Origin of the sequence: Hoeflea sp. BAL378 (genome assembly GCF_000759435.1) — a bacterium.
Lineage (GTDB): Bacteria > Pseudomonadota > Alphaproteobacteria > Rhizobiales > Rhizobiaceae > Hoeflea.
The window spans coordinates 33,372-48,306 of the sequence record NZ_JRJG01000105.1 but is presented as its reverse complement, the minus strand read 5'-3'; the positions used below and the strand labels follow the sequence as shown (position 1 = coordinate 48,306).

Annotated in this window: 8 protein-coding genes and 1 riboswitch; of the genes, 4 read left to right on the top strand and 4 right to left on the bottom strand. The window is 63.4% G+C overall.

Annotation, left to right across the window (positions count from 1 at the left end; genetic code table 11):
- The first annotated feature begins 60 nt into the window (after positions 1-60).
- The 4 genes from LL06_RS27000 (at position 61) to gcvP (ending at position 7,056) form a co-directional block, all read left to right on the top strand.
- Positions 61-2,262: an SIR2 family protein gene (locus LL06_RS27000; RefSeq protein WP_081964085.1), complete on the top strand. Its 2,202-nt coding sequence runs from the start codon at positions 61-63 to the stop codon at positions 2,260-2,262.
- 174 nt (positions 2,263-2,436) lie between these two features.
- Positions 2,437-2,524: riboswitch (glycine riboswitch) on the top strand.
- A gap of 146 nt (positions 2,525-2,670) precedes the next feature.
- Positions 2,671-3,810: a glycine cleavage system aminomethyltransferase GcvT gene (gene gcvT / locus LL06_RS19535; protein ID WP_035530693.1), complete on the top strand. Its 1,140-nt coding sequence runs from the start codon at positions 2,671-2,673 to the stop codon at positions 3,808-3,810.
- A gap of 22 nt (positions 3,811-3,832) precedes the next feature.
- Positions 3,833-4,195 carry a glycine cleavage system protein GcvH gene (gene gcvH, locus LL06_RS19530; RefSeq protein WP_035530691.1) on the top strand — a complete coding sequence of 121 codons (363 nt, stop codon included), beginning with the start codon at positions 3,833-3,835 and terminating at the stop codon, positions 4,193-4,195.
- 8 nt (positions 4,196-4,203) lie between these two features.
- On the top strand, positions 4,204-7,056 hold the full coding sequence (gcvP, locus tag LL06_RS19525; protein ID WP_035530689.1) for an aminomethyl-transferring glycine dehydrogenase: 2,853 nt from the start codon (positions 4,204-4,206) through the stop codon (positions 7,054-7,056).
- A 95-nt stretch (positions 7,057-7,151) separates the two neighbouring features.
- Here the strand turns inward: gcvP and bcsN are convergent, their stop codons facing one another.
- From bcsN to bcsA, 4 genes are read right to left on the bottom strand one after another with little or no spacing between them, the layout of a single operon-like run.
- The gene (gene bcsN, locus LL06_RS19520) at positions 7,152-8,081 is read right to left on the bottom strand and encodes a cellulose biosynthesis protein BcsN (protein WP_035530687.1); all 930 of its coding nucleotides are present in this window, start codon (positions 8,079-8,081) and stop codon (positions 7,152-7,154) included.
- A gap of 4 nt (positions 8,082-8,085) precedes the next feature.
- Positions 8,086-10,188, bottom strand: a complete 2,103-nt coding sequence (locus tag LL06_RS19515) for a hypothetical protein (RefSeq protein WP_035530685.1) — start codon at positions 10,186-10,188, stop codon at positions 8,086-8,088.
- Positions 10,185-12,548 carry a cellulose biosynthesis cyclic di-GMP-binding regulatory protein BcsB gene (locus tag LL06_RS19510; protein WP_161784998.1) on the bottom strand — a complete coding sequence of 788 codons (2,364 nt, stop codon included), beginning with the start codon at positions 12,546-12,548 and terminating at the stop codon, positions 10,185-10,187. Before LL06_RS19510 ends, LL06_RS19515 begins: the two co-directional genes overlap by 4 nt.
- The gene (gene bcsA / locus LL06_RS19505; RefSeq protein ID WP_052161742.1) at positions 12,541-14,796 is read right to left on the bottom strand and encodes a UDP-forming cellulose synthase catalytic subunit; all 2,256 of its coding nucleotides are present in this window, start codon (positions 14,794-14,796) and stop codon (positions 12,541-12,543) included. Before bcsA ends, LL06_RS19510 begins: the two co-directional genes overlap by 8 nt.
- Positions 14,797-14,935 lie beyond the last annotated feature (139 nt).

The following is a 14,935-nucleotide window of genomic DNA, read 5'->3' as shown; positions in this document are numbered from 1 at the left end:
CTAAATATAGATGATTCTATATATAATATACCCAAGAAAAATTGCTCCCAAGAGCTGGAAATGATAAATGGGATTGGAGGAGACCGAATTGAGTGGAGAGGCCATGGGGTATGCCAGATTATTCATTTGCATGGCGCTGTATGGAACTCCGATTCTGGTTTTGTGTTCTCCGATGAAGAATATGGAGCGGTTTATGACCGGAGATTAGGATGGTATCAGCAACTCCGCGAAGATTTTCGAAATAGAAATATATATATAATTGGCAGCAGTATGGATGAGCAATTCATATTATCGCTAATCAAGAAGGAAGAAACTTCATTTAAGGATTCTAAAAAACCTAAATTAATTATACCTTCTGATCTTTCCAGCATAAGACTTTCATCCTTAAAGCGCGCTAACATTGAGTATGCTAGAGGAAACCTTAAGGATTTCTCCCAGGCGCTTCTGAAGAATTTAGGCGAACGTATCGCCGTGTCGTCAATTTTATCACAGGAGATCGGGCTAACGGATAAGCTTTTGAGCAAGTTCGATAGGAATGATATAAAGGCCCTTGAAGGACTTTTTAGATTAGATAACGATTTTTTTAACCGACAGACCTCATCGAGCAGTGCAGAAAAAAGAAACGCTCGGCGACAGTTTTTTGAAGGGTATGGACCTAATTGGAAAGTAATATCGGAAGACGCTTTTTTTGAGCTCTCTCAGTTTAGGAAAATTGACGAAGAATTAATTGCCAATATAAAATCTGGCAACAGGCTGAATGTTGTTGTCGGCGAGGCCGGATCTGGTAAATCTACGTATGTCTACAGATTTGCTCATAAGCATTCTTCAGAAATTTCTTTTTATAAATATAAAAGGGCGTCTTCTAGTTTTTCGACTGCCATGTCAGCCCTTAATAGACTTGTTGATCAAACCGAAAAAGTCTGTGTTATATTTGATGACTTTCATATAATCGCCGATGAAGTTCAGGAATATTTAGATTCAAATTCAAATTCGAACTTATCTTTTTTAACTTCTGTCCGCACCACAGACTGGAATGGTCTGGTGAAGAAACAGATAAGTAATAAAGTAAGATTATTTAACTTGAGTCGATTTGGTGATTCAGATCATGAAGAAATGATTTCTAAAGTTGCGCAGTATTATGTTGCGCCAAATTTTAACAAATTGACATATTCCGAAAAAATATTGGTGTTGAAGAAAAGTAAGCGTCAAATTCTGTTTGCGATGCGCGCCGCATCTGAGTCTGATGTTATCGACTCTATTGTCCACGACGAGTACGTAAGAAGTTTAACCCCGGAATTAAGAATACTGCTTGGCACCATTTGCATCGCTACTCTTGCAAGGGTCGGCATTGCAAAAGATGTGCTAGGCTCAATTTGGGAAACGCTGGTTCAAATCGTTTCTGCGGAGAGTGATGTTAATGAGAAACACAGGGAAATAATTAATTTTCGAGATGCAATATATAGATTGGAGGGTACAATAGATATAGCACCTAATGGCCGGTATAAAGCCAGACATGACTTGTATGCTGGTATAATTTTAGAAAAAATTTCGAAAATTGATGATTTGCTGACCTCATACAAGCTTATTGTAGGTTATTTTGGTGAATATAAATGGCCTATTATTTCTAATATTTCTAGAATTGACGGTCAGCTTTTTAAATATATTCTTAACAATAGATCAAATTATGATTTTTATAGGAGCAGAAACTCTCTTGAGAGGGCCAGAACACTTTATGAGGAATTTGAACAGCCTCTTCAGTTAGATGGGCATTATTGGCTTCAGTTTGGGCTTTTTCTCCGTAGGTGCGGAGAGCATATAGAAGCGTTAAAGAAGCTTGAAAAATCCATTGAAGCTTATCCCGGTAACCCATATTCCGAGCATGCTTTGGCACAACAAAAATTGATCAGCGCTTCGATTTTCTCGCATGAAAAACCTAATGAAGCCTCAAGGTGGATTACAGAAGCGGAAAGTGCTCTGTTGATGCGACACTTCGAGTCGTACGGAAACAGTCAACATAAAAGCTTCGATGAATACCCTCTTTCGGTCTTAGGGCGGTATCATATTGACGCCTTAGTTTCCATGGGAAGACAGGATGAAGCATTGCAGAAAGCAAAGAAATACTTCGAGATGATTCAGGATAGCGAACGTCGAGGGCAGATAAACGCTGATTTTGAAGTTCTGAAATCGAGATTGGTGCGCTTTATTGTGCATTTTGAGTGGAAAAAAATAGAATTTAAGAGAGGAAAGATCGATTATTTTTAAATTTACCTTAATTATTTGGATCGATTTTGAGGTTCTTTAATTTTAAAAATTATCTTTTTGGGATGGCATTTGATTTATATACCTCTCGATGTGTCTGCGGGAAGCGGTCACAGTGAGAGAGATCAAGCTCCTGCGCGCCCCTTGCCTTCCCGCCGCGATTCATCCTAGATACACCCCGTCCCGTTGGGAGAAACCGGTCCGATCCGGTGCCGAAGGAGCAACCGCCCCGGAAACTCTCAGGCAAAAGGACCAGCGGAACATCAAGGACTCTGGAGAATGGCGCTCGCTGCGTCTGCCGAAGGGATAACAATCTCAGGCAAAAGGACAGAGGGGGCCATGGAAGGCGTCTGACGCTTGACGATTGGCCCGTGCGCGGTTGACCCCGGCACCCGAGATGGAGACTGCAGCGTGGACACCACAGCTGACCTTCTGAAAACGCCTCTGCATTCCCTACACCTTGAACTCGGCGCGCGCATGGCGGGCTTCGCCGGCTACGACATGCCGATCCAGTATCCGATGGGCGTGATGAAGGAGCACCTTCACACCCGCGCGGAAGCCGGCCTGTTCGACGTCTCGCACATGGGCCAGATCCTGATCCGCGCGAAAAGCGGCGACGTGCGCGACGCGGCGCTGGCGCTCGAAAGCCTGACGCCCGTCGATGTCGCCGACCTCAAGCCCGGCCGCCAGCGCTACGGGCTGTTCACCAATGCGGCAGGCGGGCTCGAGGACGATTTCATGGTCGCCAACCGCGGCGACCACCTCTATCTCGTCGTCAACGCGGCCTGCAAGCATGACGACCTCGCCCGGCTCGAGGCGGCCTTGTCCGAGACCTGCGAGATCGAGGCGCGATTCGACCGCGGCCTGATCGCGCTGCAGGGGCCGGAGGCCGAGAGCGTGCTGCTCGCCTATGCGTCGGAGGCCGAGGACATGGTGTTCATGGACGTGGCCGAGTTCGACATCGCCGGGGTTCCGGCGGTGGTCTCGCGCTCGGGTTATACCGGCGAGGACGGCTACGAGATCTCGCTGCCGGCCGAAGAGACCGACCGCATCGCCCGGCTGCTCCTGACCGACGACCGGCTCGCGCCGATCGGGCTCGGCGCGCGGGATTCGCTCCGGCTCGAGGCGGGGCTCTGCCTCTACGGCCACGACATCGACGAGACGACGACGCCGGTGGAGGCCAATCTTACCTGGGCGATCCAGAAGGTGCGCCGCAAGGGCGGCGCGCGCGCGGGCGGCTTTCCCGGCGCGGATGTGATCCTCGGCCAGTTCGAAACCGGGGCGCCGCGCCGCCGCGTCGGGCTGCAGCCGACGGGCAAGGCCCCGGTCAGGGCGGGCGCGGCGCTGTTCGAGGCGGAAACCGGCGGCGAGAGCATCGGCACGGTCACCTCGGGCGGCTTCGGCCCCAGCGCCAATGCGCCCGTCGCCATGGGCTACGTGCCCTCCGGCCTGTCCGCCACAGGCACCAGAATCTACGCCGATGTGCGCGGCAAGCGGCTGGAAATGGCCGTCACCGCCCTGCCCTTCGTCCCCTCCACCTACAAACGCTAAGTCAAGAACAGGATCACGCCCCATGCTCAAATTCACCGAAGACCACGAATGGCTGAAGATCGAAGGCGATGTCGCCACCGTCGGGATCACCGAATATGCCGCCGAGCAACTGGGTGACCTGGTGTTCGTCGAACTGCCCGAGATCGGCGCCAAGCTCGAGAAGGGCGGCGAGGCTTCGACCGTGGAATCGGTCAAGGCGGCGTCGGATGTCTATTGCCCGCTCGCGGGCGAGGTCGTCGAGGTCAACCAGGCCATCGTCGACGATCCGTCGCTGGTCAATTCCGACCCGGCCGGCGCCGGCTGGTTCTTCAAGCTCAAGCTCGACGACGCGGCGAGCGCCGGCGCGCTGATGGATGAAGCCGCCTACAAATCCATGATCGGCTGAGACAGTCCATGACCATCACCCTGACCGACTACGACCCCTACGACTTCGCCAACCGCCGCCATATCGGCCCGTCGCCCTCGGAAATCTCGGACATGCTGAAGGTGGTGGGCGCCGCCTCGCTCGATGCGCTGATCGACGAGACCGTGCCCGGCTCGATCCGACAGAAGGCGCCGCTCGCCTTCGGCGAGCCGATGAGCGAGCGCGAGGTGCTCGACCATCTGCGCGCGACAGCGAAGAAGAACACCGTGATGGTCTCGCTGATCGGCCAGGGCTACCACGGCACCATCATGCCACCGGTGATCCAGCGCTGCATTCTCGAAAACCCGGCCTGGTACACGGCCTATACGCCCTACCAGCCGGAGATCAGCCAGGGCCGGCTTGAGGCGCTGCTCAATTTCCAGACGCTGGTGGCCGACCTTACCGGTCTCGACATCGCCAACGCCTCGCTGCTCGACGAGGCCACGGCCGCCGCCGAGGCCATGGCGATGGCCGAGCGGGCCTCGAAATCCAAGCGTTCCGCCTTCTTCGTCGATCATCACTGCCACCCGCAGACCATCGATGTGATCCGCACCCGCGCCGAGCCGCTCGGCTGGGAGGTGATCGTCGGCGATCCCTTCACCGGACTGGAGCCCGCGGCCGTGTTCGGCGCGATCTTCCAGTATCCCGGCACCCACGGCCATGTGCATGATTTCACCGACGTGATCACGCGGCTGCATGCCGAGAACGCGATTGCCGTGGTCGCCGCCGATCCGCTGTCGCTGACGCTGCTCAAATCGCCAGGCGAGATGGGCGCCGACATCGCCATCGGCTCGATGCAGCGCTTCGGCGTGCCGGTCGGCTATGGCGGGCCGCATGCGGCCTACATGGCGGTGAAGGACGCCTACAAGCGCTCGATGCCCGGCCGGCTGGTCGGCGTCACGGTCGACGCGCGCGGCAACCAGGCCTACCGGCTGGCGCTGCAGACCCGCGAGCAGCATATCCGCCGCGAGAAGGCCACCTCCAACATCTGCACCGCGCAGGTGCTGCTCGCCGTCATCGCCTCGATGTATGCGGTGTTCCACGGGCCGGTCGGCCTGCGCGCCATCGCCGGCCGCATCCATGTCAAGGCGGCGACGCTCGCGGCCGGTCTCAAGCAGCTCGATTTCATCATCGATCCGGCGATCTTCTTCGACACGGTGACCGTGTTCGCCGAGGGCCGCCAGGCGGAGATCCTCGAAGCGGCGCGGGCCGAGGGCATCAACCTGCGCAAGGTCGGCGACGACCGCATCGGCATCGCGCTCGACGAGGTCACGCGCAAGGAGACGGTGGAAGCGGTGTGGCGGGCCTTCGGCGGCGACCTCAAGTTCAAGGACCTGCTCGCCGAGCCGGTGATCCCGGACCCGATGGCGCGCCAGTCGCGCTATCTCGAGCACCCGATCTTCCACATGAACCGCGCCGAAAGCGAAATGACCCGCTACATCCGCCGGCTCTCGGACAAGGACCTGGCGCTCGACCGGACGATGATCCCGCTCGGCTCCTGCACGATGAAGCTCAATGCGACGGCCGAGATGCTGTCGATCACCTGGCCGGAATTCGCCGACATCCACCCCTTCGCCCCGGCCGAGCAGGCGCTGGGCTACAGGCAGATGATCGACGACCTGTCGGACAAGCTCTGCCAGATCACCGGCTATGACGCGATCTCGATGCAACCCAATTCCGGCGCGCAAGGAGAATATGCCGGGCTGATGACCATCCGCGCCTATCACCGCGCCAAGGGCCAGGCGCACCGCCATGTCTGCCTGATCCCGACCTCGGCGCATGGCACCAACCCGGCCTCGGCGCAGATGGCGGGCATGACCGTGGTCGCCGTCGGCACGCGCGAGAACGGCGACATCGACCTCGATGATTTCCGTGCCAAGGCCGAATTGCACGCGGACAATCTGGCGGCGTGCATGATCACCTATCCCTCGACCCACGGCGTGTTCGAGGAAACGGCGACGGAAGTCTGCGCCATCACCCACCAGCATGGCGGCCAGGTCTATCTCGACGGCGCCAATCTCAACGCGCTGGTGGGGCTCGCGCGCCCCGGCGACATCGGCTCGGATGTGAGCCACCTCAACCTGCACAAGACCTTCTGCATTCCGCACGGCGGCGGCGGACCGGGCATGGGGCCGATCGGGGTGAAATCCCATCTCACGCCCTATCTGCCGGGTCACTGCCAGACCGACGGCAAGCCGGGCGCGGTCTCGGCCGCTCCGTTCGGATCGGCCTCGATCCTGCCGATCTCCTGGGCCTATTGCCTGATGATGGGCGGCGAGGGCCTGACGCAGGCCACCAAGATCGCGATCCTCAACGCCAACTACATCGCCGCCCGGCTCAAGGGCGCCTATGACGTGCTCTATTCCTCGGCCAAGGGCCGGGTGGCGCATGAGTGCATCATCGACACGCGGCCGCTGGTGCAAAGCGCCGGCGTCACGGTGGACGACGTCGCCAAGCGGCTGATCGACTGCGGCTTCCACGCGCCGACCATGAGCTGGCCGGTGGCCGGCACGCTGATGATCGAGCCGACGGAATCGGAAGTGAAAGCCGAGCTCGACCGGTTCTGCGCGGCGATGCTCGCCATCCGCGCCGAGGCGCAGGCGATCGAGGACGGCACGATGGACCGGGAGAACAACCCCCTCAAGCACGCGCCGCACACGATCGAGGACCTGGTCGGCCCCTGGGACCGGCCCTACGACCGGGAGACCGCCTGCTTCCCGGCCGGCGCCATGCGCACCGCCAAGTATTTCGCGCCCGTGAACCGGGTCGACAATGTCTATGGCGACCGGCACTTGGTCTGCTCCTGCCCGCCAATGGCGGATTACGCGGACGCCGCGGAATAGACCTGTCCCGAGCCATCCCGGAGGCGGCGGCGCCGCTTCCGGGATGGGATCCACAGCAGGGAACGCCGAGCTTTCTTATCTTTGAAACGTGCGCCTCAGCGGCCCAGGGTTGCCGGCAGCGGAACCGCGGCGGCGGCCACGCCGTCCTCCGGTGCGGCCTGGGCGAGAACCACCGGCGCGGCCTTCTGCGCGCCGGCGTAGCCCGCCAGCTCGCCGGGCTTGAGCACGCGCGGGGCGCTGCGCACCGGCATTTCGGTCTCGTCGGCGGAGGGCCTGGCGGGAGCTGCAGCCTTCACCGTCGCCGGCTCTGTCACGGGCCGCGCCTGGACCCGCTGGGCGGCATAGCCGGGCTGCGTGGCCACGCCGGAGCCTTCGGCGAAGCGCAGCATCTCCACGGTGGCGGCGGTGACTTCGCGGATCCTGAGACCGCTCATCAGCGAGACCAGCGCGCCCTCGCTCAGGCTCGGATGACAGTAGCGCAGCCGCACCTTGGCCGCGTAATGGGTCCGCGTCAGCTTGCCGAAGCCGTTCTGGTCGGCGCGGCCGATCTCCCGGGCGGTCTGCCAGGCGAAGATGCAGGCGCCGCCGCCGGCGGGGGCGCCGGTGGCGTAGCCGAACGGGCCATGGGGATTCTGCCCGACATTGCTTGCGATGCGCATCGCCACGCCGGGCAGCGCCGCGCGCATCTCGCTTGCCACCTGCCGCTCGGTCGGCGCCTGGAAATAGGAGGCCCCCGAGGAGGGCGGCGCGATCGAGATCATCAGCTCGTTCTCGCCGTCGCCATAGCCGGGATTGGGATAGAGGATGGTCTGGAAGATGTGATCGGGCCGCGACGATTGCCGCACGGCTTTGACGCCGCCCGCCACCTGCGGCAGATAGGCGGCGGCATAGTCGGGCGCCACATCGGCGATCAGCGCCGGGGCGACGGGCGGGGTCGAGCCGGTGAAGAGCGCGGGATCATTCCCGGTGGCGCATCCCGTCAAGGCAAGCGCCAGGGCCATCATGGCCATCAATCGCGGCATCATGGGATCATCTCCCCTCATTGGTGTTGATCAGCGCAAGGGCAGCGAGCGAAGCGGTGTCGCGGATGACCATGTTGAGCTCGCGGAAGATCGCCTTGGCCTGCTCGGATTGTCCCGAATGATAATAGGCCCAGGCGCGCATCTGCATCAGGTCGCGGGATTCGGGAACGAGCGCGGCGCGGGCGTCGAGCGCCCGCAGCGTCCGGTCGAACTGCTTGTGATCGAAGGAGGAGCGCGCGCGCTGGAAATAGATCTCGGCCTTGAGTTCGCGGTCGCGCTCGGCCGACAGCGGCCAGGCCGCGATCAGCGCCTCGGCCTCGTCGGTGAGCCGCGAGCCGAGAAGCGCGAGGCCTGCGCCGTAGACCGCGTCGGAGCGGACCTGGCCGGACCCCGCCATCGCCGCCTCGAAGGATTTGCGCGCGTCGTCGAAGCGCTTGAGGCCCAATTCGCACCAGCCGCGGATCACCGCGACGGCGGGCTTGGCCGCGGCGGCGCCGAGCCGGTCGATGTCGCGCAGGCAGGCGGGGTAATTCCTGGCCTCGAACTGCCGGACATGGCTCATCCTGACCCCGGAGGCCGGCTCGGCGACGGAGGCGGCCGTCTTGGCCTTGGGCGCCGGCGCCGCGGCAATCTCCGGCCAGATATCGGGATAGACCCCGGCGTATTCGGCCTTGAGCGCGGCATAGTCCTTCTTCTTCCTGAGCTGCATCAGCGTCAGCGCCAGGCCCTTGATCCGGTCGGCGGACGCCTCCCAGCCGTGGGACTGGCGGAACCAGGCCTCGGCGGCGTCGAACTGGCGGGAATTGTAGGCGTACCAGCCGAGGATCTCGGCATGGTCGGCGGCGCTGGTCTCCATGATCGCCGTCGAATAGGCGAGCACCGCGTCCGCGCCAACGGTGCCCTCGCCGGGCTTGCCGAAGCGGGGCGACAGCACGTTCATCAGGAACACCGGGTCATCGGAGAGCTCGGCCAGATGGCTTGCGGCGAAGTCATAGGCCCGCGCCTCGTCCTTCTGCCGCGCCAGGCTCAGATACATGCCCTTGATGGTGTCCGGATCGGGCGCGGCCTCGATGGCGAGCGCGAACCATTCTTCCGCCGATTGCGGATTGTCAGTCTTGAGATCATGCCAGCCCAGGAGCGACAGGTCCTCGGGCCTGCGGGCGGCCCTGGCTTCCACGGCGAGCAGCCTAACGGCGTCGGCAGCGACCGGGGCGGCATCCTTGTCGGCGTTGAAATCGGCCACGTCCTTGCGCGCTAGGTCCAGCCGCAGTGCGGCGGGCAGCGCAAGCCCGGACTCCGCCGGCCAGAGGCTCGCCGCCAGCAGGCGGATCTCGTCGGCCGGGAAATCCCTCAACGCCTTCTGCAGGCTCACCAGCAGGTGCTCGTCGGAGAGCCGGTCCTTGCCCTGCCGGGTCAGCAGGCCGCGCAGCACCCGCGCCAGACCGTCGCGGTCGCCCAGCGCCGACAGCGCGTCGATCTTCATCCAGACCAGATCGACATCGGCCTCCTTCGCCGGATCGAGGGCGGCCGACACATCGGTGAGCGCCAGCCAGTCGCCGGCCTCGGTGAGTTCCTTCATCTGCACTCGCAGCTTCTTGCGGGCGAGCTTGGCCTGGAAATCGGCGGTCGGCTGCCAGGCGGGATCGGCGGCCTTGCGCCGTATGATCTCGGCGTCGATGCCGGTGAAATCATCAGCGGCGAACAGGTCCCACAGGCTGGTTTCATCGGGCACGATGCGGTCGGCGGCGATGTAGAGATCCTGGGGTGGAACGAAGCCCGGATGCAGCGCCTGCAGGCGGGCGATTTCCGCCTCCACGCGCTCGATCTGGCGTTCCTTGGCATAATAATAGAGCGCGGCGGTCTCGACCGGGTCGAGCGCGAGATCCGCGCCGGCCGGCGCCGCGGGGGCTGCCGTCGCGGGCTGAAGCAGGGCGGCGGTGCTGTCGGCGGGATAGGCCTGGCCTGCGGCGATGATCAGTTGCGCCGAATCCGCCGCGGCGGCGGGGACGAGGCCCAGGAGGCCCAGCAGCCCTGCCCCGAAGAGGCCATGGTTGAGCCGGAAGGGCCGCTTGGAGGCGGCGGCGGGGAAGCGTCGGTCAGACTGTCTCATCGGTCGGTCCTCACGCCCGCGCCGGGAACCGCCCGGCCGAGCCAGATCGCGAAAACGGCCATCAGCGCGAGCACCAGCACCACGTAGATGCGGAAGTGATCGGAAAACCAGGCGGCGGCGATGCGGCGCAGATTGCCCGGGCCGTAATCCTTGATGTCGTGGGTGAAATAGGCCTGCGGGCGGGTGGCGCGGAGGGTGCGGGCATCGAGGTCGAGCACCACGCTCTCGCCCTCGAGCCGGTTCCACACCGAAGGATCGGCGAGCATGTCGGAGGCCTCGACCATGTCCAGCGACGTGTCCGCCGTCAGCCATGTGACGACGCCCTCGCCGGTCACGCTGGGGCGTTGCAACAGCAGCGCCTTGCGCAGCGGCTCGACCAGCGGCGCCGCATCGGAGGGCCGCTCGTAGTTGAGCCAATGCCTGAACGCGCGGGAGGCATCGGAGAGACCCGCACCGAAATCCCGCACCAGCGAGCCGCCCGTGGCCAGGCCGCGCGTGGTCTGCTGGAAGGCATCGAGCAGCGCCGCCGGATCCGTCGCCATAGACATCGCCACCGCGGCGCCGGGCAGATGGATCGACGCCGTCGGCATCGGGTCGGCGAAATCCCGGGCGCGGGCGAAATCGATCGCCTGCGCCGCCGGCGGAGAGGCGGCGGGCTCAAGCCCGGACAGGGCCTCGACGGCGCGCCTGGAGGCAATCACGATGGCATTGGCGCCGGCGTCCGCCGAGGGCGGGCCGAATTCCATGCGGGCCATCACCGGCGCGCGCGCGGCCAGGCCCATCTTGGCGATCATGGTCATGGCCGCGGACACCGAGCCGGCGTCCGGCTTGAGCGCGTGCACGCTCACGCCCGACGGCGACGCATAGGGATAGGCCGAGCCGGCCAGCGCCGCGAGTTCGGGAGACCGGGCCACGCGCGCCAGCGCCGGCACCCGGATCTCGGTCGTGTCGAGCAGGATGAAGCGCGGCACCGAATCGTCGCGCTCGGCGAAGACGCAGGCGTCATCGGCGGCGCGCTCCAGTTCGGCCAGCAGCTCGATCTGGTTGCGTCCGGGCCGGAACGCGCGGAGCGGCAGCTCCAGCTTGCGGCCCGAGAACACCTCGCCGTCGGCGTCGCGCATCGGCAGGCTCTTGACGATGTGGCCGTTGACCCGGACCAGGAGCTGCGAGGTGGGCTTGAGGCCCGGCGAGGTGGCGGCATGCAGGGCCAGATCCAGGGTGGCGTATTCGGCCGGGTAGAAATCGGCGGGCAGGATCATGTCGAAGCCCGTATGGAACAGGCGGCCCGAGAAGGGGGCGGCGACATAGCCGGCATCGGCGAGCGTATAGGCGCTGTTTTCCGCGGCGCGGATCTCGCCCTTGCGCCTGGCGCGGATGCCGGTGTCGAGCACGGGCTGGAGCGGCCCCTGCACCGCGCTCAGCAGCAGGCCCGGGATCTCGCCGGCCGTGGCCGCGCGCAGCACTACCCTGGCCCGGCCGGCGTCGGCGCCGGCCGCGACCGAGAGGCCGTAGGGGGCGGAGCCGGCGGCGGCAAGCGAGCCGGGGTCGTCATCGGTGGCGACGATCAGGTCGATGCCGGGGCCGCGGCCCTCGGACTCGGCCACCGTGACCGAGAGATCGTCGCGGTTGAGCGCCAGCGCCAGGGTCTGGACCACGGGGGCCGCGCGGGTGAGCGTCGCGGCGCCTGCGCCGGCGGGCAGCACCAGGCGCAGATCGGTGAGGCCGTGCTCCGTGCGGCCGAGGGTCCGCAGGCTTTGGAAATCCTCCGGCCGCAGGGCCGAGCGGCTGCGGAAGCCCGAGGCCTGGCCGTCGATTTCCGTCCACAATTCGTAAGTCGCCTCCATCGAGCAATCGACCCGGTGCCGCTGCACCGCGCGCAGGCGGACCTCGTTGACGCCCGCGCGCAGCAAGGCCGGAGACACGTCGATGACCTGCCTGGCAAAGCCCGAGGGCGAGCGGATCGGGAAGTCGCCCACGGGCGCGCCGTTGATCATGACCGAGACCATGGAGGCTTCCGGCATGACCGAGACCGCGTTGCGGTAGGCGATGACGAGGTCGCCGCCTTCGGCGACGTGGCCGGCGTCGAGCACGAAGGTGAGCTCGACCACGTCGTCCTCGCCCTCAAGCGCGAGCGCCGAGCGGGACTGTTCAAACGCGGCGAGGTTGATGTCCCGCGCGGCGCCGGCCCGGGCCAGGGCGACCGGGCGGGTGGACAGGATGGTGCTGTCGCCCAGGCCCCTGAGCGACACCGCAGGCGGCGCCGCCGGGGCATCGCTGAGCAGGCTTTGCGCCAGGGCGGCCGGCGACGCAGGGATTCCCAGAAGGACGGCGGCGGCGAGACAGGACATCAGTTTACGCATGCGAGCGCACCCCCGAGATGGCGGCGGCCAGATCGGCGGCCTTGCCCGGGATCCGGGCGTTGTTGTCCTTGACGACGATGGGCGCATCTGCGTGCGAGACGGTCTTCTCGGACCGGCCGAAGCCCATGAGATAGCCGATGGCGCGGACCGACTCGACGATGCTCCAGCGGCCGAAGCGCAGGGTGCCGCGCAGGATGCCGAGGCGCACCTGGCGGCGGGCGATGCGGTCCTGCAGCACGCCCTGGTCGGAATACATGATCTCCGCGATCGCCATGAAGGTCGCCGGCATCCGTTCGGGATAGGCGAAGCCGAACACATTGGTGCCGTCGAACTCGCGCACCGAGCGGATCGCCACCGGGAAGGTCACCGGCCGGCCGCCGCGGCGCACCTCGATCTCGCCCGTCCAGTCGGAGTCCGGGTCGATCTCGGGTTCGTGCTCGGGAAACTGGACCGAAACGCCGCCGGAGGACGCATCGAGCAGGATGATGGTCCAGGTGCGGCCGCCCTGGCGCAGCAGCCCGTGGCGGCGGATCGGCAGGCGCTGGTTGCGGCGCAGTTCACGGCGTTCGGCGACGACGCCGAGGCCGGCGCCGGCGACGCCGAGGTTGATCACGTTCCACAGCGCGACGATCATCAGAAGATCGGTGGCGACCGGCTCGGTGGCGAGCCGCCAGACGGAGTAGACGGCGGCCGCCAGCAGCACGAAGAACATGACGAAATAGGGAATGGCGATCGGCGACAGCCCGTCCGAATCCAGCGTCTGGCCCTTGGCGGTCACATTGAAGGTGGGCTTGCGCGGATTGCGGATCACGCTGACGATGGAGCCCACCAGCATGATCGACTGGACATATTCATAGAGCTCGGACACCCAGGGCCAGCGCACCTTGCCATAGAGATAGCTCTGCATGGCGAAGGAGGCGATCAGGTAGGTGAGCGCATAGACGCCGAATTCCTGGATATTGGCCTGGTAGATCTCGAGCGAGAAAAAAATGTAGAGCAGCGGCGACAGCATGAAGGCCAGCCGCGACAGCGGAAACAGCCAGAACAGGTTGATGCCGGCATAGCAGATGCGCTGTCCCATCGTGAGACCCTTGGCCAGGAACGGCCGGTTCAAAATGAGAATCTGCAGCATGCCCTGGCACCAGCGGGCGCGCTGGCCGATGAAGGCGACGAAGGTCTCGGGCTGCAGGCCGGCGATCAGCGGCTTGTCGACATAGACCGAGTGCCAGCCCTTGGCGTGCAGGCTGAGCGCGGTCTCGCAATCCTCGGTGATCGACTGGCCGGAGAAGCCGCCGACGGTGGCGAGCGCCTTGCGGCTCAGCACCGCGGCCGAGCCGCAGAAGAACGAGGCGTTCCACTTGTCGAGCCCGCGCTGCAGCACCGAATAGAACATCTCGTTCTCGGACGGCATCGAGCGGAAGGTCCTGAGGTTCTTCTCGAGCGGATCGGGATTGAGGAAGTAATGCGGGGTCTGGACCAGGAACAGCTTCGGATCCTCGCGGAAGAAACTCACCGTCTCCTTGAGGAATTCGCGCACCGGCGCATGGTCGGCGTCGAAGACGACGACGAGATCGGAGGACGACACGCGCAGGCCGTCATTGAGATTGCCGGCCTTGGCGTGGTCGTTCTTCTTGCGGGCGTGGTAGTTCACGCCCATGGCCTTGCACAGGGCCTTGAGCTGCTCGTGGCGGCGGGTGGCGGCAAGCGCCACGACCGGATCCTTGTGCGTGCGCTTGGCGTCGGTGCCGCCGTCGTCGAGCAGCCAGATGGTGAGCTTGTCGCGCGGATAGATCATGGACTTGGCGGCGGCGAGCGTGCTTGCCAGCAGTTCCGGATCTTCATTGTAGGTCGGGATGAACACGTCGACGCTCGGCAGCTCATCGAGCGAGCGCACCTTGGGCGCGACGCGCTTGAGCGGATCGGCCAGCATGAAGAAGCTCACCGCCAGCATCAGCAGGCAGTACATTTCGGCAATGTAGAGCAAGAGGCCCGGGATGAAGTTCATTGGTTCGGAGACTGCCGGCAGGGTCTCGGTCGTGCGCCAGAAGGCGTAGCGCAGGGCCAGCACGGCGCAGAACATGAAGGTGATGAACCGGAACACCGTGTTGTGCGGCCTGGTCATGCCGAAGAACATGACGCCGAGCGCCGCGAGGCTCAGGACCAGTTGCGCCTGAAGGCTCAGCGGCAACCACAACAGGGTCAGCGCGAGAAAGCCGGCAAGCAAGGCCGGCCATTTAGTGCACATCATGTGCATGATTACCCCACATCCTATTCCCCTCCGCCTCATGCGGAGCGGCCCCCTTCGAGCGGGCCGACATTAGGGAGCAAATGGTTCACAGATTGCTAATCCGGAACCTGGCCACATGGTTTCCAAAGTGTTGGTTATC

Coding starts and splice junctions, on each gene's coding strand:
- gcvH (WP_035530691.1), top strand. CDS start 3,833: ATGCTCAAATTCACCGAAGACCACGAATGGCTGAAGATCGAAGGCGAT.
- LL06_RS19515 (WP_035530685.1), bottom strand. CDS start 10,188: ATGAGACAGTCTGACCGACGCTTCCCCGCCGCCGCCTCCAAGCGGCCC.
- LL06_RS19510 (WP_161784998.1), bottom strand. CDS start 12,548: ATGCGTAAACTGATGTCCTGTCTCGCCGCCGCCGTCCTTCTGGGAATC.
- bcsN (WP_035530687.1), bottom strand. CDS start 8,081: ATGATGCCGCGATTGATGGCCATGATGGCCCTGGCGCTTGCCTTGACG.
- LL06_RS27000 (WP_081964085.1), top strand. CDS start 61: ATGATAAATGGGATTGGAGGAGACCGAATTGAGTGGAGAGGCCATGGG.
- bcsA (WP_052161742.1), bottom strand. CDS start 14,796: ATGATGTGCACTAAATGGCCGGCCTTGCTTGCCGGCTTTCTCGCGCTG.
- gcvP (WP_035530689.1), top strand. CDS start 4,204: ATGACCATCACCCTGACCGACTACGACCCCTACGACTTCGCCAACCGC.